Source organism: Clostridium beijerinckii HUN142, from assembly GCF_000621745.1.
Lineage (GTDB): Bacteria > Bacillota > Clostridia > Clostridiales > Clostridiaceae > Clostridium > Clostridium beijerinckii_A.
In genome coordinates this window covers 96,409-122,338 of record NZ_KK211338.1, presented here as the reverse complement: position 1 = coordinate 122,338, position 25,930 = coordinate 96,409, and the positions used below count along the sequence as shown (strand labels likewise).

Sequence of the window (25,930 nt, the reverse complement as noted above, 5' to 3'; positions counted from 1 at the left end):
CTTTCACCTTTTTCATCATTTTTTATAATAATAAATTGTCCAGGCTTTGCAGATTTTGCTACTCTTGGAGCTTCTATATCCATTGAGAATATATTATTTGTAAGCTCCTTTTTGTTCACTATTTTATACATTTACGTTCCTCCTAATTTAACCAAGTAAACTTGATTCAGATGATTTTTTCTATTCATCTGAATCTTAGTATAATTTTTGTTCTTGCGAGAATATACTTTATCTATAAGTACTATTTAATATCTTTATTGCTAATTGCAAATTCTATATAGATTAAGATTTAGATACAAGTTCTTTGTCTGGCGATACTAATATCTTAACATGTTTCTTCTTTTCTGGACCTGTTAATGCTCCAAACCCTTCTTCAACTATATCATCTAAATGTATTTTCTTTGTTACATATCCTTCTGCTTTTATTCTTCCATCTTTCATTTGAGCCATAGTTGCTGGGAATTCATGTCTGTATGCTAATGTTCCAATGATTTTCTTCTCAGTAAATACTAATACATTAGGATTAAATTTAACATCATTTTCCCATATGCTAGTTACAACTAAAGTTCCTTCAAACTTTAAGCTATCTATACCTGTATCAAAGCCTATTTGAGCTCCTGTAGTTTCAAACGCCACGTCAACTCCCAATCCGTTAGTAAGCTTCTTAACTTCCTCTGCTATATTTACTTCATTAGGATCTAATACTACATCTGCCCCTGCTCTTTTAGCATACTCTTGTCTTATAGATTTTCTTTGTAATACTACTATTAATTTTGCCCCAGCTGCTTTTAAGCACTCAATAGTTGCAAGTCCTATTGGACCAGATCCTAGCACTAACGCAGTATCACCTGTTCTAAAATTACCAATTCTAATAGAATGTAATGCTACTGCCATTGGCTCAACTAAAGCAGCTTGTTCGTATGACATTTCATCTGGTATCTTATGTACGAATTCTTCTGGGAAAACTGTATATTCAGCAAGTCCTCCACCACTTCCGCAAAGTCCATGGAAACCTAATGATGAACATAAATTATATTTTCCTTCTAAGCACGCTGGACATTTTCCACATGCAACTATAGGTTCAACTATTACTCTATCTCCTGGTTTAAAATTCTTTACATTAGGACCAACTTCAACGACATCTCCCGAAAATTCATGTCCTAGAACTACTGGAGCTGTTGTCCCACTTAATGGGTGAGGTTGTCCTACTGGTATAAATATAGGTCCCCCTAAATATTCATGTAAGTCTGATCCACATATTCCACACCATTTTACTTTAATCTTTACACCATTAACTGTAACTTTAGGTTCTTCAATTTCCTCTACTCTAACATCTTTCTTTGCATACCATAATGCTGCTTTCATCTTAAAACTCCTCCTTGGATAAATTGTTAATTAATTCACATATATTTTATTAAGCAATTTCCATGCCAAGTTATGACTAAGATTATATTTTTTTGAGTTATTTAGGTTATTTGCTTGATATAATTTTATTTTACCTATTATTTATAGTATGATTTTATATAAAAACTATTAACTATAAAAGAAAAATGTATCAAAACGATACATTTTATTTTCTCATTTTGATACACAGATTTTTATTTTCTCATTTTGATACATCTATATGATATTTTTTTATCTTTCTATATAAAGTTGCTCTTCCTATACTTAGCAATTTAGATGTTAGTTGAAGATTTCCATCACATTTTTTTATAGCATCCCTTATAGCATTCTCTTCTAATACATCAAGAGGAACTATTTTAATCTCCTCTTGGTTTAGAGGTTCCTCCTTCAAAGTCTGTGTCATATTATTATAATCTAAATTATTTATATCTATATTCATTATTTCATCTTCGCTTAAGTAATAATCCCGCTCAACAACATTCTTAAGTTCTCTTATATTTCCGTCCCAATCATATTTCTTTAACTTATCAATGTATTCCTTACTTACAGTTATAATCTTATTTTTGTTTTTTATGTTTAGCCTTTGAACAAAATCATTTACAAGTACATCTATATCATCTTTTCTTTCTCGTAATGGAATGGTCTTTATTTCCATTACACTTAATCTATAATATAAATCCTCTCTAAAGTTTTTCCTTCTTATTTCATTTTTCAATATCCTATTAGTAGCACCAATAACTCTAACATTTAGTTGTTTCTCATAAGTCCCACCGACTCTAACGATCTTTCCGTTATCTAAAACCCTAAGAAGCTTACTTTGAATATCTAATGGTAGCTCACCAATTTCATCAAGGAAAATTGTCCCCCCATCTGCTAATTCAAACTTACCTGGATGTCCTTCTTTTGACGCTCCAGTAAAAGCACCCTTTTCATACCCAAATAATTCACTTTCAACTAATTCGCTAGGTATTGATGCACAATTTACAGCGACAAAGGGTCCTCTAGCCCTATCACTATAATTGTGTATTGACTGAGAAATCAGCTCTTTACCAGTACCGCTTTCTCCCTGTATTAGTATATTGCAGTCACTTTTTGAAGCCTTTTTAGCGAAAGCTATCATATTTTCCATTTCTTTGCTTGTTGTTATAATATCTTTAAATTCATATTGAGCTTTATACCCTACAAACTTATTTACTAGCTTATGCACAATTTTAACTTCTGTAAAAGTTATTACCATACCACTGCTCTTGCCATTTTTATTTAATGGTAAGACATTTATAACACATTTTATTATGTCATTATTTATGGAAAAATCCCATTCTATATTATTTAAAGATTTATTTTTTTCTTGCAATAATTTGTGAAAGTCGACGCCATTTAGTACTTCATTAATATTCATATTCATTGCTTCTTCCAATGATATATTTAGAATTTTTAAGGCTCGTCCGTTTATTCTTTTAACTTTCATATACTCATTAATAACTATCATACCTTCTGATATGGAATCAAATGTCACATTAAGTAACTTATATGAAATAGCCAATGCCATCTGCTTCTGTATTGATTGCGCCGCAGCAGTTACTATACCTAATGTATGAGAATGTGCATTATAATAATTTCCAGACATATTTATACATCCAATTAAATTATCATCTTCATCATAAATAGGAGATGCAGAACAGGTCCATGAGTGCTGATTTACCCCATAGTGTTCTGCTCCTATAGTCTGCACTGGTTTACCAAGATATAAAGCCGTCCCTATAGCATTAGTTCCAACTACATTTTCTGACCATAATTCACCCTTCAGAAAATTTAATTCCTCAATTCTCTTCATTATATCGTTATCGCCTATTACGTCTATTATATATCCATCTTTATCTGTTAAAAATAATGCAAATCCTGATCCTCGAACCATGCTATAAATACTTTCCATAACAGGCCTAGCTACAGATATAAGTTCATTATTTTTATTAATTAATTCATTTATATTAGAATGTCTAACATGGCCCTTACCATCATAAGGATCAACGCCATAGTTCATGCATCTTATCCATGAATCACCAATTTCACTTCTCACCTTAGGATTGACATTTCCCGTAGAAATAAAGTCTTCCCAAGCTTTATTAATAAAATCCACATAATTCTCCATATATTTCTCCTATGCCTACACAAAGATAAATTTATCATTTATTATATCTTATATAATAAACTTATTAAATATATATGTCGAAATTAATAATATTTAAATTTGATGTTAGTTTTTGAATAATATAAATATATCACTCTCAAAGTACTCTAAAATTTGAAAATTATTTAATATCCATCCATAATTCTAATCCAAAATAACGCTTATGTTCATCATCAATAAATTTTAAAGGTCCATTATAAAGTATTGTTCCTGCATATTTTCCCTTTGTTATAACAATAAAATTTTTCAGATTATGGTCTGATGATCTTAAATTAAATTGAAATTCCCTAAGTTCTTTTTGGATAGCTTTGGTATCCAATTTCATCACCCCAAGTTCTGTAATTTCCTCATCTGATAACTTTTTATCGTTATCCATATCTCCAATTTTAATTAAAGCTGCCGCTAAGTCTGTTCTAATTTCACTAGCAGCAACTATTTTACCATCAGACCCAAAATGATTTATTTCAAGGTTCTCATTTGATGTTTTTTCTGTCTCAAGAATATTTACCGTTTCACTAAGCATACTTATATCAGTTTTAAAATCATCAACTGTGAGGCTACTACTACTGATACATTTTAAAAAATTATAAAGACTTACTATACTTGTTAAAAAAATAATCAACACTAACAGGAGAGAAAGCATTTTTATTAGATTAATTTTTCTTATAATTACGGTATCTATATTAGACTTGCTATTATAAGACAGTAAATTTCTAGTATACATTCTTTCACCTATCCTTTAAAATCTATTTATTTACATTATTAAGTGTATTACTTCATTATTAATTAACACTTATTTCCGTGTAAAAAACGTGTTAAAATTCTTCTCATTTTTACTCACTCATAATTTTTTAGTTTATTATATAAAGTTGCAAATAATAAGGCTTTGAAATGTTACTCAATAACATTTCAAAGCCTTATTTTAAAACAAATAATTTCACTAAATCTATCCTTAATAATTTAACTTGTATTTTTATTTATGTACTTTTACCACTTTGTATTCTATTTAGCTGATTTTTTATTCTTTTTTACTGTGTCTTTGCTATATTTCTTATGTTCTCCATTATTATCATCACTATCTATCTTAATTTTCGCCTCTTTGGTTTCAGAAGCTTCTACTTTATCATTAGTATCTATATCTTCTTGGCGTAATTTTATTTTATCATTATCTTTAACCTTTAAAGCACCGCACTTATTATCTTTTTTAGCCTTTACATCTTCGCTATCGATTATCTCTATTACTGAATCCTCAAGTATACGAGTTTGGCATGCCAATCTGTAGCCATCATCAATTTTTTCTTTCCCTAGAACTTTTAATTCTTCTTTAGTTGGTTCAGAAAGTCTTCCCTCTATAACCCTAATAACACACTTTCCACACTTTCCTTTTCCTTCACATGAATCATTAATTTTTATCCTAGCATTTTTAGCAGCTTTTAAAACCTTCTTCTCATCTTTAACTTCCACTTCACTTATAAACTTAACCTTTACCGACATTCTTTCTCTCTCCTTTAAATCTTATATTAACAATTTGAAATTGACAGTTGTAACTCTATTTTAGAGAAATTAATTATAACTTTAATTACACTATATTAATTCACTTTTCCTAATACAGTCTTATTTTAACTTCACTTCTTATTTAAGGGCTAATTATGTAACCCTATCTCCTAAAAATTTAATGCATTATTTATATCTACAACTTCCCAATTAAAACCCAACTCAACAATTATTGCTCTAAATACTTATCTTTATTAAAATTATATACTTTAAATCATGATACTATACAAAACGTACCAGGTTCGATATACCTGCTCCATGATATTACTATTTTTTTATTTCACCCTTCAATCTATACTTTTTAACACTAACCATGGATAAATACAGAAAAAAAATTTAGGTATTCTAAATACACTATAAGTTACGCGGTAAATAATAAATAAAGCTACCTATTGCTGGCAACTTTATTTATTATCCAATCCATATCTTAGATGTACATTTAAATTATCACCATCTACTTCCTCCAACTCTAACACTCCAGTTCCTCATTTTCTTTGCAGTTTGTTCACTCTGATAAGCTTTAATTTCATCTTCAGCTTTCTTTCTTCTTTTAATTATATCCTTGACTGTTTTTTGAGTTAGTTCTTTTGGAGTCATAGCATTCCACCATCCTTTTACTTTTGAAATTAAATTTCATTATTACATAAAGTTAATGGTAAATATATTGAGTTTGTACACATTAATTGTTGTTATAGTATTAAAATTACATCAAACTATTCTATCCAAGGTTGTACTTAAAATTTATTTATCTTTTACTGTAATTATACCTCTTATTTCTATCTTTTTATATAATGCCATAATAGTTATACTAAATATAATTATTTATTTAACTACATTCTTTTAAATACAACCTTTCTAATCTATATATTCATATAATAAAATAAAATTGTTAAGTTTCTGCATATAAAATCTTAAAGAAATGTTAAAAAGAAGTTAAACTTATCACTATAATAAATGAACATTACTTTACTATTAATAAAAATAACACAACATTAACACAGCTTTAATGTTATTTTAGCTTTTTATTAATATACTATATCTATGAAGAATTTAATCATTCTTTACTTCCTCAAAGTAGTTTTATTTTATTATTGTATGCATGAATATTCCCTACTAACTATTGCTTTCGTGAGACTTAATTAAATTACTTAAGTAAAATGATATTTAATTCTAATTGCATAGTCTAATAAATAATTCTTATTCTTAGAATAACCTTATGGAAGTCTTTTAATCTTAATAATTAATAAAGGAGATATAAATAAAATGAATACTTTAAATATCTGTATTGATATCGACGGAACGATAACCAATGCTTATGACTGGCTAGATATGGCGAATGAATATTTTAATAAGAATATAACCGAGGATCAAGTGACAGAATATGAAATTCATGAAGTTATGGGTATAAAAAGGCAGGAATATGATGATTTCTATGATAAAAATAAGTTTAAAATCCACTCAAGCCAAGAACTAAGAGATGGAGCTAAGATTGTTATAACTGCATTGCATCAATTTCATAATATATATTTTGTGACAGCTAGAGATTTAGAGCTAAAAACGCTAACTCATCTATTTTTAAGAAACAATGAAATACCTTATGATAACTTATTTGTTTTGGGTAGCCACTACAAGGTTGACAAAGCAAACGAATTAGATTGTAATATTTTTATTGAAGATAACTACAATAATGCAATTCAGTTATCAGAGGCAGGGTTCAACGTTCTTCTTATGGATACAAATTATAACAGGAAACCTTTAAATAATAAAATAACTAGGGTTAATAACTGGAATGAAATATTCTTAATAATAACTGAATTGTCTTCACAAATTAAAGTAGTTTAAAACATGAAACTCATTTCTTCTAAATAATTAGAGATTTTTTTCTAATTATTATTTTCTAATATAATATCTTGTAATCTAATCTTAATTCTCAAATGCCTATATTCCTAAAATCTTTAGTACTAGACTGCAAAAAAAACAAAAGCTTCTCCCCAAAAAAAATTAGGATAAGCTTTTATCTTCATAACTAATCATCTATCAGCCTGTATCCAACACCAACTTCTGTATAAATATATTGTGGCTGTGCTGGATTCTTTTCTATTTTTCTTCTAAGACTTGCCATAAAAACCCTAAGCGATTGAGTTTCATTGCCTAAAGCTGCTCCCCAAATTTCATTAATAATGAAATTATGAGTTAATACTTTCCCTGCATATTTACAGAGCAGTGCCATTATTTTATATTCTATAGGAGTTAGATGTATGTCCTCATCATCTATATTAACTTTTCTTCTATTAAAATCAATAACTAATCCTTTAACCTTAAATATTTCTGTATTTTTATTTTCAGAGGTATTTATTATGCTGTGCCTTAAAGATACTCTAATCCTTGCTAATAATTCTCCAATTCCAAAAGGCTTCGTCAAATAGTCATCTGCCCCTTTATCTAAAGCTTCAATTTTCTGCCTTTCATTTTCTCTTGCCGAAACTATTATTATAGGTATCTTAGACCACTCTCTTACTTTTGTAATAACATTGATTCCATCAATATCCGGAAGCCCTAAATCCAATATTATTAAATCCGGTTTATGAGACATAGAAAGCGCGATAGCTTCAATTCCCTTCTCTGTTTCTATATAATTAAATCCTTGTGCTTTTAATGATGCTGTTATGAAATTTCTTATCGGTCTATCATCTTCTACTACAAGAATATATGGCTTATTATCCATCTACCTTCCCCTCCTTTGGAATATTAAATCTAAAAATTGCTCCTCCTTCATCTTTGTTCCATGCACTGATTTTTCCCCCATGCCCTTCAACTATAGATTTACAAATTGCAAGCCCGAGTCCAACACCTCTTCTTGAATCAGATATTTTATCCCCATTTGTAAAAAATCTATCAAATATATGTGGTAATATTTCTTCTGATATTCCTATCCCACTATCCATCACCTCAAATATAACATTTTCTACTTCCTCATATACTTTGACCTCAATTAAAGCCTCCTCAGGTGTAAACTTAATAGCATTATCAAAAAGATTTATAAGAACTTGCTCAATTAAATTCCCATCCATAGGTACCATTATAACCTCTTCTGGAACTGTTACCTTTATCTCATGATCCTTCAATCGTTTTGAAGTTCTTTGAACTGCTTCATATACAACTTCTTCTACGAGTTCCAGATTCCTTTTAATTTTCATGTTTCCGCCTTCAAATCGAGTCATGCTAAGTAAATTTTCTACCAGCCTTATAAGCCATTCAGTATCATCATAAATACCTCGAAAAAGTTCATCTTTAGTATCTTTAGATAAAAGTTCTCCTGTTTCAATGATAGTGCTTATTGCTCCTTTTATCCCTGCAAGGGGGCTTCTTAAATCATGAGAAATTGATCTTAAAAGATTGCTTCTTAATCTCTCACTTTCAATTTCTAACTTTGAATTCTTCTGAGTTTCAGCAAGAATCTCTCTATCTAAAGCAATATATATTTGGCTGGCTACAGTTTCAAAAATAAATTTTTGTTCTGGCTTTAAGTTTCCATTAATACAAGAAACCCCTAACACACCCAATACTTTATTATGACTTTTCAGAGGCATATAATATCCCTTTGCTCCATAGAAAGTATTAGTTCCCGCACCTGACTCTTTATCATTTAATAATGTCCAATATGCAACAGCTTCTTCCTCTTTATTTAGCAATGTCCGATCTTTCTCACCTTTAGTAGCAGTGTAAATAAAAGGTGCTGTTAATTTATTTTCTTGAACTAAGTAACAAATAACTGTTCTTTCTAATAATCTAGATAAATATTTTATCCCTATTCCCACTACATCTGCCGTTCCTGTTGCACTTAGTAATTTTCTACTTACTCTATATAAAATTTGTGTTGTGTTCTCCCTCGATAAGGAATTTTGTGCTTCCCTTTGTATCTTACTTGTAAGAGTACCAATTGTGAATGTTACTATTAACATTATTGGAAAGGTTGCTAAGTAGCTTTTATCATAAACTTCAAGAGAATATCTTGGATCTGTAAAAAGAAAATTAAATAAAAATATACTTATAATTGAACATATAAACCCTAAAAGATATCCCCTTGTTTTCATATTCACTATAATTACACCCAAAATAAAAATCATGATTATATTTGCTTCTCTGAAACCTATATAGTCTATGAATAATGAGATTATTGTGGCTATAATCATTATTAAACTAGCTGTTAATATTTCTTTCCACGAAATATTAAACCTTACTCTTTTTCTTTTTACGGTCTTTTCTTTTTCTTTATTAAATGTTGAATTAGGTATAACATAAACGTCTATATATGAATTAGACTCCATCAATCTATCAACTATATCTCTAGCATAAATATGAAAAAAATTATTTGGTTTTTTATGATTTTTTCCTATTATAATCTTTGTAACATTTCTAAACTTTGCATATTGAATTATTTGTTCAACTATATTATCGCTATATACAGTTACTATTTCTCCATCTAGCTCTTCTGCCAGACTAAAATTTGCGCTTAAACTTTCCTTATCCTTTTTGCTTAAATTTTTTGATTTCGTTGTTTCTACATAAAATGCTATCCATTTTGAATGATGTGCTTCAGCCATTCTTCTTGCTGTTCTTATAACTCTTGAAGAAGATGGTGATGAAGAAATGCAAGCAAGTATTGCATCAGCTGTTGGCATTACGGTTATTTGGCCTTTTGACAGCCTTACACTTTCCACCTCATAATTTACTCTATCAGCAGTTCTCCTTAATGCAATTTCCCTAAGTGCAAATAAATTATTTTTAGTAAAAAAGTTATTCACTGCTTTTGTTGTTTGTTCCTTATTATAGACTTTCCCATCACTAAATCTTTTCAAAAGCTCATCTGGTTCAATATCAATTAATTCTACTTTATCGGCCTCATCAAATATTTTATCTGGAATTCTTTCTCTAACGGAAATATTAGTTATGCTCCCAACTATATCATTTAAGCTTTCTATATGCTGAACATTTAAAGTCGTATAAACATTTATTCCTGCTTCTAAAAGTTCCTCTATATCCTGCCATCTTTTTCTGTGCCTTTGTTCACCAGCATTGGTATGCGCTAGTTCGTCTACTAGTATGATTTCAGGTTTTCGAATAAGAGCCCTATCAAGATCAAATTCTTTTAAGGTTATCCCTTTGTACTCAATGATTCTATTTCCTATATTCTCAATTCCATTTAGCAAGGTCATAGTTTCTGGTCTTGCATGTGGTTCTATATAACCTATTACTACATCGTAGCCTAATTTCTTCATATCATGCGCTTCCATCAGCATAGCATAGCTCTTACCAACCCCTGCTGCATAACCAAAAAATATTTTTAATTTTCCTCTTGAATACTCATTCTCTTCTTTTTTTACTTGATTTAAAAGATACTGTGGATCTGGTCTTTCATTTATATCTATTTAAATCACTCCTAACATCTCTTTAATTTTACCTTAGGCACATGAAAGAAAATAATAGACAAGCATATTGGTTTATTATTTTTTTGATTGTGCCTTCTGCCTAATGAAATTATATATTATCCAATAACAATATAAAAGTGAAATGAGCTCAAAGCTCAAATTACTTTGTACTTAAAAGTGAAGCCATTTCGATATTGACTTTTAGTACATTTACTCTCGGCTCACCAAATATTCCAAGTGTCCTACCTTCAGTACACTTATCAACTATTTTTTGAAGATCTATTTCACTTATTCCAGATGCCTTTGAAACTGCCGGTATTTGAATTCTTGCTGCTTCAGGACTTATACTAGGATCTAATCCTGAACCTGAGCTTGTAAGTAAATCTGTTGGGATATCTTCTTTCTTAACTCCAGGATTAGCTGCTAAAAAATCATCCATATCTTTCTGAACTCTTTCTTTAAGCGCATTACTCGATGGAGCTAAATTTTGAGAGCCTGATCCTACTCCGCTGTATGCTGCTTTTCCACTTTCATCTGGCACAGTATCTGCCTCTGTATAAGTGTTGTAATTTACAGCTGAAACTCTTCCTCTAAAGAATCTTGGATCTGTAAAGTTTTGTCCTATAAATTCTGATCCAACTTCTTTACCATCTAAGCTTACCATACTACCATTAGCTTTGTTATTAAATAGTAACTGGCTTATTCCTGTCATAAATAGAGGATATATAAGCCCACAAAGTACCATAAACGTAATACTTATAAGAATAGATTTTTTAATTATTTTCATATAAAAATCTCCTTTTATCTTGAAATACATACTGTATATTATTATAATTAGTTATTTACTACAGGATAACCTAAAGACATGAACTACAAATTATTTAAACTAACCAATATTAAGAATTCTAACTAACGGAGTAATAATCATATCAATCACCTTAATTCCTATGAACGGAACAAGTACTCCTCCACCTCCGAAAATAAGCATATTTCTAAGAAGCATAGTTTCTACCTTCATCGGTTTGTACTTTACCCCTTTCATTGCTATTGGTATAAGTAATGGTATTATTATTGCATTAAATATAAGCGCTGATAGTATAGCACTATATGGTGTCGAAAGTCCCATTACATTCATAACCTGCATTTCAGGTATAGCTACAGTAAAAATAGCTGGAATAATTGCAAAGTATTTAGCTACGTCATTAGCTATACTAAAAGTTGTTAACGCTCCTCTTGTAATTAAAAGCTGCTTTCCAATTTCAACCACTTCAAGAATTTTTGTTGGATCTGAATCCAAATCAACCATATTAGCTGCTTCCTTAGCTGCTGTAGTTCCACTATTCATTGCAAGTCCTACATCTGCCTGTGCTAGGGCTGGTGCATCATTAGTTCCATCGCCTGTCATTGCTACGAGTTTACCTTGATCTTGTTCTTTTTTAATTGCAGCGATCTTATCCTCTGGTTTACATTCAGCAATAAATTCATCAACGCCAGCTTCTTTAGCAATAGTTGCAGCAGTTAAAGGATTATCTCCAGTACACATAACTGTCTTTATTCCAATTTCTCTAAGTCTTTGAAATCTTTCAACAAGACCAGGTTTAACAGTATCTTTAAGGTATATGACCCCATATATTTTGTCATCTACACAAACTACTAACGGCGTTCCTCCAAGTTTTGAAACGCCATTTACTGCATCCTCTAAATCTTTGGGAATATTTCCGCCCATCTCTTTTATTCTATTTTTTATGGCATCAGAAGCTCCTTTTCTTACCTTGGAGCCATTTTGCAAGTTTATTCCACTCATCCTTGTTTGAGCTGTAAACTCAATAAATTCTAAAGCTTCATATTCTTCTGCCTTAACAGTAGAGGCCAGTTTCTTTCCAAGGTCAACAATTGATTTTCCTTCTGGAGTGTCATCTTTTAAAGAACATATCACAGAATAATTTATCAAGTCCATCTTATCGGCTTTTCCAACTGGTATGAATTCTGCTGCAAGTCTGTTACCAAAAGTGATAGTTCCAGTCTTATCAAGAAGCATTGTATCAACATCTCCACAGGCTTCTACTGCTTTTCCCGACATTGCGATAACATTAAATTTTGTTACCCTATCCATACCTGCAATACCTATAGCTGATAATAACCCTCCAATGGTTGTAGGTATTAAACATACAAGAAGTGCAATTAATGTAGAAATATAAATTGCAACTCCAGAATAATGAGCCATTGGATAAAGTGCAACTATTACTACAAGAAATATAATTGTTAAACTTACGAGTATAGTGTTAAGAGCAATTTCATTTGGAGTCTTCTGCCTTGAGGCTCCTTCAACAAGGGAAATCATTTTATCTAAGAATGATTCACCAGGAGTCGCTGTTATCTCAATTTTTAGCCAGTCACTTACAACCTTTGTTCCACCTGTAACTGATGCAAAGTCTCCTCCACGTTCCTTCATAACAGGCGCTGATTCACCTGTTATAGCTGATTCATCCACAGAAGCTATACCATCAACAACTTCACCATCATTTGGAATTATATCCCCATTTTCAACTAAAACTACATCTCCTCTTTTTAACTCATTAGCATTTATAATTTTAGTGGTTCCATCTGGGTTTAAAAGTTTTGCCACAGTATCTTTTTTCATTTTCTTTAAATTTTCAGCCTGAGCTTTTCCTCGTCCTTCTGCTACTGCTTCAGCAAAATTTGCAAAAAGTACTGTTATAAAAAGTATCACTGATACTATAAAATTATAGACTACAAGGTTATTACCTTTATCTCCAAATAATCCTGGTACAATGGTAAGAACTAAAGTTATGACAAAACCTACCTCAACCACAAACATAACAGGATTTTTTATCATATATTGGGGATTCAACTTCTTAAAAGATTCTATTATTGCTTCATTCAATATCTCTTTCGTAATAAATTTAGATTCCTTTTTATTATCATTCATATTATTTTCTCCCTGCCTTCTAATTTCATAATAATTAATGCCACAAGGTTAAATGTTCTGCTACCGGTCCAAGAGCTATAGCTGGTAAAAATGTTAAAGCTCCAATTATTAAAACAATAGCAATTAACATTACTGTAAACATTATATTATCAGTTCTAAAAGTTCCTGCTGTCGCCGGTATACTTCTTTTAGCTGCCAGAGATCCCGCTACTGAAAGAAGAATTATAATTGATAAATATCTTCCATAAAACATAACTATTCCTGCCGTAGTATTCCAAAATATAGTATTATCCCCTAGACCTTCAAAGCCAGAGCCATTATTAGCTGCAGATGAGGCAAATTGATAAACTATTTGAGACAATCCATGGAAGCCAGGATTTGATATTCCTGAAAGTCCTTGCGGCATAATTAAAGCGAGCGCTGAAAACATCAATATTAACAATGGATGAATTATTATAGCCAGAGCTATAAGCTTAATTTCCTTTCCTTCAAGCTTCTTTGATAAAAATTCCGGTGTTCTTCCTACCATAAGTCCACATAAGAAGACTGTAAGTATTGCATACATTATCATGTTCATAAATCCTACACCTTTACCACCAAATATAACATTAAGCATCATATTCATAAGAGCAACAGCTCCGCCTATTGGCGTTAATGAATCATGCATATTGTTTACAGTTCCTGTTGTAAAAGCTGTAGTTACTGTAGTAAACAAGGAAGACTGGCCTATTCCAAATCTAACTTCTTTACCTTCCATGTTACCCATAGCCTGGCTCAATCCTATATGTGCCAAAGCTGGATTTCCTGCCTTTTCTGCAAAGTAGCATATCGGAAGTGCTATAATAAATAACCCTGCCATTGCACCGAATATTGCCCATCCTTGTTTTTTATTTTTTAACATTAAACCAAAAGTGAAAACCAGAGCTCCTGGAAGCATCATCATAGATAATAACTCTATTAAATTTGTTAACGGCGTAGGATTTTCAAAAGGATGTGCTGAATTTGCTCCAAAGAAGCCTCCACCATTGGTTCCTATATGCTTTATTGCTTCAAGTGCTGCCACAGGTCCAATTGCTATATCTTGCATTTTTCCTTCTATTGTAGTAACAGTTTTAGTTCCTGATAAAGCTTGTGGTACTCCTTGAGATACTAATAAAATTCCTATTATTATTGAAAAAGGTAATAACACTCTTGTTGTAATTCTTGTTAAATCTACAAAAAAGTTTCCCATTGATCCTTTTCCAATTATTCCTCTCATGAAAGCAAGAGCTGCTGCAAATCCTGTTGCTGCTGATGTGAACATCATAAATATAATAACTACCATTTGACTTAAATGAGAAAGTCCAGATTCTCCACTATAATCTTGAAGATTTGTGTTCGTCATAAAACTTATAATAGTGTTAAACGATAAACTCTGCTCCATTCCATCTATACCATTTGGGTTTAAAAACAGAAGTCCCTGAACTCTAAGTATTATATATCCTATAAATACCATAACAGCATTTACTGCTATAATAGAAAATACGTATTCTTTCCACTTCATTTCCTCATCTTTACTTATTCCACATATCTTATAAATAAGATTATCAATTCTATTAAATAGCTTGTCTCCAATCATTTTATTACCAGTGCTAACATAATATAAGTACTTTCCAGTTGGCACTATTATTGCCATGAAAAGCAGTAAAGTTATTATTATTTGTAACCAATCCATAAATTATTCCTCCTAATTTTACTACCAATAATTCTAAAATTTTTCTGGATTGAATAGTGCATAACTCAAATATCCAAAAAGAAAAATTATAATTACAGCTAAAATTAACATATATATTCCCCCATTTATTTTCTTTTACTTGTTAGTTTGTTTTTCACACCAATTAGCAAATAGTATGATAGAAAAAAATCCCGCAAATAAAGATGTTATAAAAATAAAATCCAACACCATTCTTCTCCTTTCATTATTCATATCTCATATATGAATAATACTCCCCATAATATAAAGATTGGATTAAGACTTTTTTCCTCCGTATAAAGATTGTATAAAGATTTTATTCATACTTTTTCCAAGCTCTAATACTGCTGAATATCATTACGTTACAGTATTGCTAATTTTGCTTATATTTCCGCTTGATTAGTTATTACATAAAATTAAAAACAATTTTTATACAACCTAACGGACTTTTTCTGCTACGTTTTAATAAAACTTATTGCTAAATAAAGCATATGGCTTATCAGAAATATGTATACTTTTCCTCAATTTTCAAATAATAAATGAGATAACTAAATTATGATTTTCTATAAAAATAGAAGAGGAGGACTAGTCTAATGCAAAAAGTCACAAAAACAATGGACGGAAACCAAGCCGCAGCATATGCTTCCTATAATTTTACTGAGGTAGCTGCAATATATCCAATAACTCCTTCTACGCCTATGGCAGAGGGGGTTGATGAATGGTCAGCCCATGGAAAGAAAAATATGTTTAATCAACCAGTTAAAGTAGCTGAAATGCAATCTGAAGCCGGAGCAGCTGGTGCAGTACATGGATCACTTCAAGGCGGAGCATTAACTACAACTTATACAGCTTCACAAGGATTGCTTCTTATGATTCCAAATATGTATAAGATAGCCGGTGAGCTTTTACCAGCAGTATTTCATGTAACTGCTCGTGCAATCGCAACTCATGCTCTATCAATATTTGGAGACCACCAAGATGTTATGGCTACTAGACAAACTGGATTTGCCATGCTTGCATCAAGTAGTGTTCAAGAGGTAATGGATTTAGCTTGCATTGCTCATTTAAGTGCAATTAAAGGAAGAGTTCCATTTACTCATTTCTTTGATGGTTTTAGAACATCACATGAATACCAAAAAATTGAGGTACCTGATTTTGGCGAAGTAACCAAACTCGTAGATAAAGCTGCCTTAAAAGCTTTTAGAGACAGAGCTTTAAATCCAGAACATCCAGTAGCTAGAGGTACAGCGCAAAATCCTGATATATACTTCCAAGGTAGAGAAGCACAAAACCCTTTCTTTAATGCAGTGCCTGATATAGTAGAAAATTACATGAAAGAATTAAAGAATATTACCGGAAGAGAATATCATCCATTTGATTACTACGGAGATCCTGAAGCTGAAAGAATTATCGTAGCTATAGGTTCAGTATGTGATACTATAAGTGAGGTTGTAGACTATTTAAGAGAAAAAGGCGAAAAAGTAGGTATGATAAAAGTTCATTTATACAGACCATTCTGTGATAAATACTTCTTCAATGTTTTACCTAAATCCGTTAAGAAAATAGCTGTTTTAGATAGAACAAAAGAACCAGGAGCACCTGCTGAGCCATTATATTTAGATGTCACTAAGCTTTTCTATAATAATGATAACAAACCAGTTATAGTTGGTGGAAGATATGGTTTGGCATCTAAGGATACAAGACCATCTCAAATTATATCTGTTTTTGGTAATTTAAATTCAGATGCTCCAAAGGATAATTTTACTATAGGAATAGTTGATGATATTACTAATACTTCTCTAGATGAAGGAGAAATAATTGATACTACACCACAAGGTACTATAAGTTGTAAATTCTGGGGATTAGGATCTGATGGTACAGTTGGAGCAAATAAGAGTGCTATTAAAATCATAGGAGACAATACAGACTTATATGCTCAAGCATATTTTTCTTATGACAGTAAAAAATCCGGTGGTACCACTGTATCCCATTTAAGATTCGGAAAGAGTCCTATAAAGTCTCCTTATTTAGTTTACAATTCAGATTATGTAGCTTGTCATAATAAGTCTTTCATTTACAACTTTGATGTGTTAAAAGGTTTAAAGAATAATGGAATCTTTGTTCTTAACTGTGCATGGGATAAAGATGAAATTGAAGATAAGTTACCTGCATCGTACAAGAGATATATTTCTAAAAATAACATTAAATTCTACACTATCGATGCAATCGCTATTGCTGGTGAAATAGGCTTAGGAAACAGAATTAATATGATAATGCAATCTGCATTTTTCAAATTAGCAAATGTTATTCCTGTAGAAGATGCGGTTAAATATTTGAAAGACTCAATTTCACACTTATATGGTAAAAAAGGTGATAAGATAGTTAAAATGAATCATGATGCTGTGGATAGAGGAATAGATTCATTAAACGAAATTAGTATACCTGATTCTTGGGCTAATGCACAGGAAAGCGATAAGCCTATTAAGGATGAACCAGATTTCGTTAAAAATATTCAACGTCCTCTTGCAAGACTTGAAGGAGACGAATTACCAACAAGTGCATTTGTGGGTATGGAAGATGGTACTTTTCCACTTGGTACTACTGCTTACGAAAAGCGTGGTATAGCTGTAAATGTTCCTGAATGGCAAACAGATAAGTGTATACAATGTGGCCAATGTGCATTTATATGTCCTCATGCTACAGTACGTCAATTCTTAGTTGATGAGAACGAAAAGAAAAATGCTCCTGAAGACTTTATTACAAAGAAAGCTTCCGGAAAAGGCCTAGAAGACTATGGATATAGAATACAAATTGCTCCATTAGACTGCACAGGCTGCGGTAACTGTGCAGATGTATGTCCTGCTCCTGGTAAAGCTCTTATAATGAAGCCAGCAGAGGAGCAAATATTAGAACAGGCTGAAAATTGGGAATATGCAATGACGCTTACTCCTAAGGAAGACTTAATTGATAGAAATACCTTAAAGGGCAGCCAATTAGTTAGACCTCTTTTAGAATTTAACGGTGCTTGTCCTGGATGTGGAGAAACACCATATATAAGACTATTAACACAACTTTTTGGAGAAAGAATGATAATTGCAAATGCAACTGGATGTTCATCTATTTGGGGTGCAAGTGCTCCTTCTATTGCTTATACCACAAATGCTGAAGGAAAAGGTCCAGCTTGGGCAAATTCACTATTTGAAGACAATGCTGAATTTGGATATGGTATTTTCCTTGGTGTTAAACAAATTAGAGAAAAACTTGCAGATTTAATGAATGAAGGCTTAGAATCACCTGATTTTAGTGATGATATTAAGAGTGCATTCCGTGAATGGCTTGATAACTTTAATGATGGAAACGGATCAAAAACATCCTCTGCTAAAATTTTAGAAGTTTTAAAGGGTTCTAATAATGAAATTGCAAAAGAAATATTGGAAAGAAAAGACTACTTAATTAAGAAATCCCACTGGATACTTGGTGGAGACGGCTGGGCTTACGATATAGGTTATGGCGGAGTTGACCAAGTGCTTGCTATGGGTGACGATGTTAATATATTTGTAATGGATACTGAAATTTACTCTAACACTGGAGGTCAGGCTTCAAAATCAACCCAAACTGCTCAAGTCGCTAAATTCGCAGCAGCAGGTAAAAAAACTAGAAAGAAAGATTTAGGACTTATGGCTATGAGTTACGGTTATGTGTATGTTGCTCAAATAGCTATGGGCGCAAACATGAATCATGCAATCAAAGTAATTGCTGAAGCAGAAAAATATCCAGGTCCATCAATAATCATAGCTTATGCTCCATGTATCAGCCATGGTATAAAAGTTGGTATGGGTAACAGTATAAAAGAAGAAAAGAAGGCTGTAGACTCTGGATACTGGCACCTATATAGATATAATCCATTATTAAAAGATGAAGGCAAGAATCCATTCTTACTTGAATCTAAGGAACCTTCTGCTCCATATAAAGACTTCTTACATGGTGAGATACGTTACTCATCCTTAATGAACGTATTCCCTGAAATAGCAGATAAATTATTTGATGAAGCAGAGAAAAATGCAAAAGAAAGATATGATCACTATAAGCGCTTAGCTGATATGCAATATTAGTAAGAAAAGGCTCCAAATAGCCTAAATGCAAATAATAATAAAAAATCCCCGATTTTCCGGGGATTTTTCTATAGATAATTTGAAAATCAAAAGTTTTATATTCCACTAGAAATAAGAAGTATGTTTTGTGAACTGTTTCATTGGAATTTTGATGGTTATGATTCTTATTTCAGCGATGGACATATACTTACTTTTGATTTGTATCTACATATTCTTTTGCATTTCTTACTTGTATTTCGCTAGGAATATTTACGTTAGATACAGGTTGTGCATCTTCCATATTAGCCCATGCAGCCGCATCATGTTTTTCTATTGGCATACCAACGAACTTTTCTTTAAATTTATTTGTCATATATAAACCTCCTTTTACTATTCAAAACCATCCTACTAAATTCAGATCAGTAATAGTATTTGCGTAAAACCAAAAAGTATAACCCAAGTTCGTTTACAACATGACAATTATTTTAATATTTCAATATTAATTTTTGGAAGTCTTATAAATAGCTTCCTTACACTATATTCAATATAGTTTTTTCCCATACTGACTTCATCATTTTCTTTTAATCCTAAATCCATTCTATAGCTTCTGCTAATAATATTAAATGTACCAAGTAAATCAAAAAATCCATATCCTATTTCCCTATTAGGGTATCTATATGTCGAGTTACTTCTATCGGCACCTAAAATCAAATATGCTATAACTTTCGCTGAAAACATAGTTTTGTCATTTCCATTAACAATTCCCCACTGCAACAAAAGTGCACAAGCCCCAGAAATTATTGCAGTAGCCACCGAACTACCAGAAACAGTTGTAGTTCCCCCTCCTACTTTTGTGGTTAATACATCCATCCCTAAAGTCGCTAAATCAGGTTTATTTACATCCACATTAACATTAGGACCTTTTCCAGACGCTGCGACCAAGGCATTATCATTTCCATAATAAGCTATTGTAGCTACTCTCCTGGCTGTAGATGGTATTGTTAACGTAGTAAATGGGTCTGCTTGAAGAAATCTTGTATTCTCTGGTAGTGTTTTTTGTGGCGGCAGCCAAATGTGATATCTTCCATCAGTTATATAATCTCCTCGTAACTGCAATGTCCATATTCCAGCCTTTATACTATCAAAATTTATGGATATTGCTTCATGACCTGTAAAATATTCCGGCACATAATATCTCACAATCATTCGAGTCTTAAAAAATACAAAATTAACATTTTGTATTTCATTGGCTTTCGCTTTAATGAATTTAGATGATTCTCCATTAGGCGAAATTACATTTATGGATGCTCTATTAGGTTTTATTACCCAAATTGTAAAGGAAAAATATTTCATTTCCTTTGATATTCTTAATTCGATAGAAACTATATCCCCTGTTTGCTTTATAATTCCAGAGGCATGACCTTCCGAAGCTCCTTCATTCCCAACACCAGCAACTGTAATTAGTCCTCTAAGCCTTCCTAGAGATGATATATACCTTGAAATTAAGTTATTACCATCATGACTACCTTCTGTTGTTCCAACTCCAATATATATGACCATTGGTCTATTAAGGCTTACTGAAGTATTTTTTAAATAATCTATTGCTGCTAAAATCTCTGAATCATTATATACTGGTGTATATGGAATACCATTTGCTATGAGCTCTTCCCTGAATTCCATGGACTCATAAAGCTTTACAATCACAAACTCGCATCCAGAAGCTATCCCTTGAACATCGGCATTATACCCCCTTGCTCCAACGATACCGGCCATTTGAGTTCCATGCCCAACTTCATCTCTTGAAGGTACAATTAAATATGGATCCTGTTTATTTCTATAAGCTTTGACTGCATTAGTAATCTCTTCATTATTAAAGGTTTTTCCTATGTAAACTGGGGTATCATCAGAATCAGGAATAGTTTGATCCCAAAGACTTATTATTCTTGAAGTATCATCTTCCCTTATAAATTCTTCATTTAAATAATCTATTCCAGTGTCAACCATGCCTATAAGTACACCTCTACCATTTAAGTCCAAGTAAGGATTAATTTTAATTGCATTTATATTATCTACACTTGACGGAGATATATCTTGTAATACGTACTTACTTCTAGGATCTATGTAAAGAATCGATGGTACATCCTTAGCTAATCTAACTAAATCTTCTGGTGAAGCAGATATAACCGCGATAGTATCAGTAATTACATCTCCACACGCATAAGATACTTTGTCTATTTGACCTCTAAAATCTCCTCTATATTGAACTAAATAATTAGGCATTCCTCCATAATATAAACTACATTTCTTAAAACTAGGCACAGCAAACTCCTTAGTATTACTTATATTTAATAGTATTTAGCTAAAGTACAAATTATTCATTATGAAAATATAAATATGATCAAATGGCCTTACCATATTTATAAATTTAGGACCCATACCGATATTTATAAATATTGGTATGGGTCCTAAATTTATTAAAAGTATATATGTTAATTAACTAGATTACCATCATCTCTAAATAAAAACTTTATATTAAGTATTTTATTAATTCTATTTAATCCAAGCACCATTAAATCCTAATCTATACCCACCAATAGTGGTATTGTATGCCATAGCTCCATTACTATATAAGTAATAATACTTTCCAGACACATCCCTAATCCACCCTGTTTGCATTCTCCCTTCCGAATCCATATAGTACCAAATACCATTAATTAACTGCCATCCTGCTTTTTTTGCTCCGTCGCCACCCAAATAATACCATGCACCCACATAGTTTAACCACCCTGTGGCCATGTTTCCATCTGATTGTAAGTAGTAATTACTTATCCAATTATTCTTTACTGGATTACCCATAGAATCGTTGTATTGCCATCTTCCATTGACCTGTACCCATTGATTTGTCTTAATATTCTTAGTTGGCAATGGTGTATCACTGCTATTAGAGTTATTTCCACTTCCACCTCTATAAATGTTCAATGTGTATGTTCTCTTATCACCATCATTTTTAACAGTTATATTTATATCATTCTTTCCTTTATTTAAAGATACTGTTCTTCTAAATTTATCACTTTCATCAACAATACTTCCATCTATTTTCACTTCATAATCGTCATACTCATCACTATCACAATCTGGCTTTGCGGTTATTTTAATTTCATCAACAGATCCAGAAACATTTACACTATAATCAGAAGTATTTTTAGAAAAACTCAAATTCCCTTCACTAAGTGAAATGCTCTTCAAATACACATCGTTATTATCATCTTCATCATCACTAGAAGAACTTGCTGTACACTTCACTCTAATAGTGTATTGACTAGAATATGAATCATCACTGTATTTGACCGTTCCTGGATCAGTGCTATATGTTCTTATCGTAAGAACTGTTGTTGATCCTTTAGATAATTCAATAGTACTGCCTGTTTTTACACCTTTAGTAGAACTTGTTCTTCCTTTAAAGATTCTAACATTACTTGAGTCAGCACCATTTACACTTATTTTTATTTTACTAGATGAAGTCTTAGCGTAATAAGTTTCATTATTTTTGAACTCATCGTCATCAACTTCATTTTTACTTTTATATTTATCGTCACTATAAGTCTTTATTGTGCTTCCGCCTGATGTTTTTAATTTAATGCTTGATAAATCGCCTGTTGACGCATAAGCTGTTGTAGTTAAAGTTAAACTTGTTTGCGGTGCAATAGCACCAAAGGCCGTTGCTGCAATTGTTAATGCAACTATTCTTTTAATATTTCTATTCATATTATCTCCCCCTAAATTACTGTATTCACAACAAGTAATTATACTCACTATATAATACAATACCCAATACCTTTTATAGTACCTTTTATTTGAGATAATAGAATTATTTTCTTAATATTACATATTTTTATAAATTGTAATTATATTGTATCCTAAAATTACATTCTGCATTTAAGAATTCATTTACAAGATTATAATCAATAGCTATAATCTAAGTTGCTTAAATATATATTTACTTAATACAATTTCATTAATCTACTATAATTATACAAAATACAATCCATATTCTTGTACTTTTTGAAGAATATTTATGTAAATGCATAAATAACTGAATGTATATCTACTCAAAAATTGGATTTACTTTCAATATACAATTCCAAGCAAAAACAAGATTTGCTTTTTCATTTATATCTCTTTAGGAATTCTTATAAATAATGCTTTTACACTGTATTCAATATACTTATCCCCTATTTTCAAATCTACCCTTGATTTATTTTCTATACCTAAGTCCATTCTATAACTTCTACTAATTATATTAAAAGTACCTAGTAAATCAAAAAATCCATATCCTATTTCTCTAGTAGGATATCTATAAGCCAAATTACTCCTATCTGCGCCTAGTATCAAATATGCTATAATTTTTGCTGCAAACATAGTTCTATCATTTCCATTAACAATCCCCCATTGCAATAAAAGTGCACAAGCCCCTGCTATTATAGCAGCAGCAGCTGAACTACCAGAAACAGTAGTAGTCTTGCCACCTATATTCGTTGCTAATATATCTGCACCTAAAGTAGCTATATCTGGGTTTTCTACATATGTATTAACATTAGGCCCCTTTCCAGATGCTGCAACCAAAGCATTGTCATTTCCATAATACGCTGTTGTGACTACACTTCGAGCTGTAGATGGTATTGTCAATGTAGTAAATGGATCTGCTTGAAGAAATCTCGTATTTTCTGGCAATGTTTTTTGTGGAGGAAGCCATATATGATACCTACCATCTGTTATATAATCTCCTCTTAACTGAAACGTCCATATTCCTGCTTTTATACTATCAAAGCTAATCGCTATAGCTTCGTGCCCAGTGAAATGCTCAGGAACATAATATTTTACAGTCATTTGAGTTTTAAAAAATACAAAATTGACATTCTGTACTTCATTTGCCTTTGCTTTAATAAACTTTGACGACTCTCCGTTAGGTGAAATTACATTTATAGATGCCCTATTAGGTTTTATTACCCAAATTGTGAAAGAAAAATATTTCATCTCTCTAGGTATTCTCAATTCAATAGAAACTATATCACCTGTTTGTTTTATAATTCCAGAAACATGACCTTCTGATGCTCCTTCATTTCCAACGCCTGTAACAGTAACAATGCCTCTAAGTTTTCCAATTGAAGTTAGATACCTGGAAAGCAGATTATTACCATCATGGCTGCCTTCTGTTGTACCTACTCCAAGATATATAACCATAGGCCGATTTAGTCTTACTGCAATATCTTTTAAATAATACACTGCTGCTAAAACTTCTGAGTCATTATATACTGGTGTATAAGGAATACCATTTGCCTGAAGCTCATTTCTAAAATTGATAGATTCAAAAAGCTTAACAATTGCAAATTCACATCCTGATGCAACCCCTTGAACATCCGAATTATATCCTCTTGCGCCAATAATCCCAGCCATCTGTGTCCCATGTCCCACTTCATCTCTTGATGATACGATTAGATATGGGTCTTGGTTATTTCTATAAGCTTTGATTGCATTAGTAATTTCTTCATTATTAAAAGTTCTTCCAATATAAACTGACGTATCAGTAGAATCTGGTACTGTCTGATCCCATAGACTTATTATTCTTGAAGTATCATCTTCTCTTATAAATTCTTCGTTTAAATAATCTATTCCAGTGTCAACCATACCTATAAGTACCCCTCTTCCACTTAGATCCAAGTATGGGTTAATTTTGATTGCATTGATATTATCTACACTTGATGGCGAAACCTCTTGTAGTACATATCTGCTTCTAGGATTTATATAAAGAATTGATGGAACATCCTTCATTAAACGGTTTAAATTTTCTGGCGCTATAGTGATTACCGCAATTGTATCAGTAATTTTATCGCCACAGGCATATGATATATTATCAATTTGTCCTTGAAAATCACCCCTATATTGCACTAAATAATTAGGAAATCCTGCATAATATAAATTGCATTTTTTAAAACTAGGCACATTAAACTCCTTAGTATTGCTATATTTAATAATATTTCTATAAAATATTATTTATTCATTATAATGCGTTAATAAAACACCAGTAGATGCATAATAATTTGTAATTTTATTACATAATTAAATTTATTGTACTTTCACAAATAAAGTAATCTGGATCATTTATACTATATAATTGATTGACTAATGTTTATATTTGCATAATAATACACATTGACTTATACATATATTGACTCAAATATTTAAAAATGATATGTTTATATATAGGATATTAATAATTACAAAATTATATATGTAACGCTTAATCACTTTGAACGGGAGAACCATTTTTTGGGGTGAATCTTATTACACGATAATAAGTAGGGTTAATTTTCTTCAATCCGAATCCGTCAGCTAATCTCGTAAGCGTAGAAGAGAAGTTTTGGTATACTTTGTTTTTATGTATGCCTATAAATATTATTGCTTTATAAGCTATAGAGACTTCTCTATAGCTTATTATTTTTTTATAATTATAAACTTAAACTTAGGACAAACTTTTGAGGCTGGAAAAATATCTTATAGTTAAGAAACTTTTTCCTAACTTCA

17 protein-coding genes, 1 pseudogene and 1 riboswitch are annotated in these 25,930 nt (G+C 31.4%); of the genes and pseudogenes, 2 read left to right on the top strand and 16 right to left on the bottom strand.

The window, feature by feature from the left end:
* The 6 genes and pseudogenes from T483_RS31330 to T483_RS31815 form a co-directional block, all read right to left on the bottom strand.
* Positions 1-131 (bottom strand): annotated as a pseudogene (locus T483_RS31330) (sulfide/dihydroorotate dehydrogenase-like FAD/NAD-binding protein); the annotation flags it as partial.
* Between the two features lie 151 nt (positions 132-282).
* Positions 283-1,365 carry a 2,3-butanediol dehydrogenase gene (locus tag T483_RS0125900; protein ID WP_026889451.1) on the bottom strand — a complete coding sequence of 361 codons (1,083 nt, stop codon included), beginning with the start codon at positions 1,363-1,365 and terminating at the stop codon, positions 283-285.
* Between the two features lie 241 nt (positions 1,366-1,606).
* Positions 1,607-3,553, bottom strand: coding sequence for a sigma-54-dependent Fis family transcriptional regulator (locus T483_RS0125895; protein ID WP_026889450.1), 1,947 nt, complete (start codon positions 3,551-3,553; stop codon positions 1,607-1,609).
* Positions 3,554-3,713: 160 nt separating this feature from the next.
* Positions 3,714-4,115 carry a hypothetical protein gene (locus T483_RS0125890; RefSeq protein WP_242841932.1) on the bottom strand — a complete coding sequence of 134 codons (402 nt, stop codon included), beginning with the start codon at positions 4,113-4,115 and terminating at the stop codon, positions 3,714-3,716.
* A 479-nt stretch (positions 4,116-4,594) separates the two neighbouring features.
* Positions 4,595-5,086 (bottom strand): 2Fe-2S iron-sulfur cluster-binding protein, encoded by a 492-nt coding sequence (locus T483_RS0125885; protein WP_026889448.1) that lies wholly within the window; start codon positions 5,084-5,086, stop codon positions 4,595-4,597.
* A 507-nt stretch (positions 5,087-5,593) separates the two neighbouring features.
* Entirely contained in the window at positions 5,594-5,743 is a 150-nt protein-coding gene (locus tag T483_RS31815; RefSeq protein WP_196244926.1) for a hypothetical protein, read from the bottom strand.
* 666 nt (positions 5,744-6,409) lie between these two features.
* On the opposite strand from T483_RS31815, the gene T483_RS0125875 reads away from it, so the two are divergent.
* Positions 6,410-6,988, top strand: coding sequence for a 5' nucleotidase, NT5C type (locus T483_RS0125875; protein WP_026889447.1), 579 nt, complete (start codon positions 6,410-6,412; stop codon positions 6,986-6,988).
* 184 nt (positions 6,989-7,172) lie between these two features.
* On the opposite strand, the gene T483_RS0125870 is transcribed toward T483_RS0125875, so the two are convergent.
* From T483_RS0125870 to kdpF, 6 genes are all read right to left on the bottom strand, one after another.
* Entirely contained in the window at positions 7,173-7,871 is a 699-nt protein-coding gene (locus T483_RS0125870; RefSeq protein WP_026889446.1) for a response regulator, read from the bottom strand.
* Positions 7,864-10,575 (bottom strand): sensor histidine kinase, encoded by a 2,712-nt coding sequence (locus tag T483_RS0125865; RefSeq protein ID WP_080697163.1) that lies wholly within the window; start codon positions 10,573-10,575, stop codon positions 7,864-7,866. Before T483_RS0125865 ends, T483_RS0125870 begins: the two co-directional genes overlap by 8 nt.
* A gap of 160 nt (positions 10,576-10,735) precedes the next feature.
* Positions 10,736-11,362 carry a K(+)-transporting ATPase subunit C gene (locus T483_RS0125860; RefSeq protein WP_026889444.1) on the bottom strand — a complete coding sequence of 209 codons (627 nt, stop codon included), beginning with the start codon at positions 11,360-11,362 and terminating at the stop codon, positions 10,736-10,738.
* A 99-nt stretch (positions 11,363-11,461) separates the two neighbouring features.
* Positions 11,462-13,525 (bottom strand): potassium-transporting ATPase subunit KdpB, encoded by a 2,064-nt coding sequence (kdpB, locus tag T483_RS0125855; protein WP_026889443.1) that lies wholly within the window; start codon positions 13,523-13,525, stop codon positions 11,462-11,464.
* Positions 13,526-13,559: 34 nt separating this feature from the next.
* A complete protein-coding gene (kdpA, locus tag T483_RS0125850; protein ID WP_026889442.1) occupies positions 13,560-15,239 on the bottom strand; it encodes a potassium-transporting ATPase subunit KdpA in 1,680 nt (559 codons plus the stop codon).
* A gap of 33 nt (positions 15,240-15,272) precedes the next feature.
* The gene (gene kdpF / locus T483_RS32700; RefSeq protein ID WP_080697171.1) at positions 15,273-15,350 is read right to left on the bottom strand and encodes a K(+)-transporting ATPase subunit F; all 78 of its coding nucleotides are present in this window, start codon (positions 15,348-15,350) and stop codon (positions 15,273-15,275) included.
* A 500-nt stretch (positions 15,351-15,850) separates the two neighbouring features.
* Here kdpF and nifJ point away from each other — a divergent pair, with 500 nt between their 5' ends.
* Entirely contained in the window at positions 15,851-19,369 is a 3,519-nt protein-coding gene (gene nifJ, locus T483_RS0125845; protein WP_026889441.1) for a pyruvate:ferredoxin (flavodoxin) oxidoreductase, read from the top strand.
* Positions 19,370-19,556: 187 nt separating this feature from the next.
* Here the strand turns inward: nifJ and T483_RS30720 are convergent, their stop codons facing one another.
* The 4 genes from T483_RS30720 to T483_RS0125825 form a co-directional block, all read right to left on the bottom strand.
* Positions 19,557-19,721 carry a CDIF630_02480 family spore surface protein gene (locus T483_RS30720; RefSeq protein WP_080697161.1) on the bottom strand — a complete coding sequence of 55 codons (165 nt, stop codon included), beginning with the start codon at positions 19,719-19,721 and terminating at the stop codon, positions 19,557-19,559.
* Between the two features lie 107 nt (positions 19,722-19,828).
* Positions 19,829-21,667, bottom strand: coding sequence for a S8 family peptidase (locus T483_RS0125835; RefSeq protein ID WP_026889440.1), 1,839 nt, complete (start codon positions 21,665-21,667; stop codon positions 19,829-19,831).
* A 231-nt stretch (positions 21,668-21,898) separates the two neighbouring features.
* Entirely contained in the window at positions 21,899-23,113 is a 1,215-nt protein-coding gene (locus T483_RS0125830; protein WP_026889439.1) for an N-acetylmuramoyl-L-alanine amidase family protein, read from the bottom strand.
* Positions 23,114-23,518: 405 nt separating this feature from the next.
* Positions 23,519-25,348: a S8 family peptidase gene (locus T483_RS0125825; RefSeq protein ID WP_026889438.1), complete on the bottom strand. Its 1,830-nt coding sequence runs from the start codon at positions 25,346-25,348 to the stop codon at positions 23,519-23,521.
* 285 nt (positions 25,349-25,633) lie between these two features.
* Positions 25,634-25,768: riboswitch (cyclic di-AMP (ydaO/yuaA leader) on the top strand.
* Positions 25,769-25,930: the final 162 nt, after the last annotated feature.

Coding starts and splice junctions, on each gene's coding strand:
- T483_RS0125900 (WP_026889451.1), bottom strand. CDS start 1,365: ATGAAAGCAGCATTATGGTATGCAAAGAAAGATGTTAGAGTAGAGGAA.
- T483_RS0125895 (WP_026889450.1), bottom strand. CDS start 3,553: ATGGAGAATTATGTGGATTTTATTAATAAAGCTTGGGAAGACTTTATT.
- T483_RS0125890 (WP_242841932.1), bottom strand. CDS start 4,115: ATGCTTAGTGAAACGGTAAATATTCTTGAGACAGAAAAAACATCAAAT.
- T483_RS0125885 (WP_026889448.1), bottom strand. CDS start 5,086: ATGTCGGTAAAGGTTAAGTTTATAAGTGAAGTGGAAGTTAAAGATGAG.
- T483_RS31815 (WP_196244926.1), bottom strand. CDS start 5,743: ATGACTCCAAAAGAACTAACTCAAAAAACAGTCAAGGATATAATTAAA.
- T483_RS0125875 (WP_026889447.1), top strand. CDS start 6,410: ATGAATACTTTAAATATCTGTATTGATATCGACGGAACGATAACCAAT.
- T483_RS0125870 (WP_026889446.1), bottom strand. CDS start 7,871: ATGGATAATAAGCCATATATTCTTGTAGTAGAAGATGATAGACCGATA.
- T483_RS0125860 (WP_026889444.1), bottom strand. CDS start 11,362: ATGAAAATAATTAAAAAATCTATTCTTATAAGTATTACGTTTATGGTA.
- kdpB (WP_026889443.1), bottom strand. CDS start 13,525: ATGAATGATAATAAAAAGGAATCTAAATTTATTACGAAAGAGATATTG.
- kdpA (WP_026889442.1), bottom strand. CDS start 15,239: ATGGATTGGTTACAAATAATAATAACTTTACTGCTTTTCATGGCAATA.
- kdpF (WP_080697171.1), bottom strand. CDS start 15,350: ATGTTAATTTTAGCTGTAATTATAATTTTTCTTTTTGGATATTTGAGT.
- nifJ (WP_026889441.1), top strand. CDS start 15,851: ATGCAAAAAGTCACAAAAACAATGGACGGAAACCAAGCCGCAGCATAT.
- T483_RS30720 (WP_080697161.1), bottom strand. CDS start 19,721: ATGACAAATAAATTTAAAGAAAAGTTCGTTGGTATGCCAATAGAAAAA.
- T483_RS0125830 (WP_026889439.1), bottom strand. CDS start 23,113: ATGAATAGAAATATTAAAAGAATAGTTGCATTAACAATTGCAGCAACG.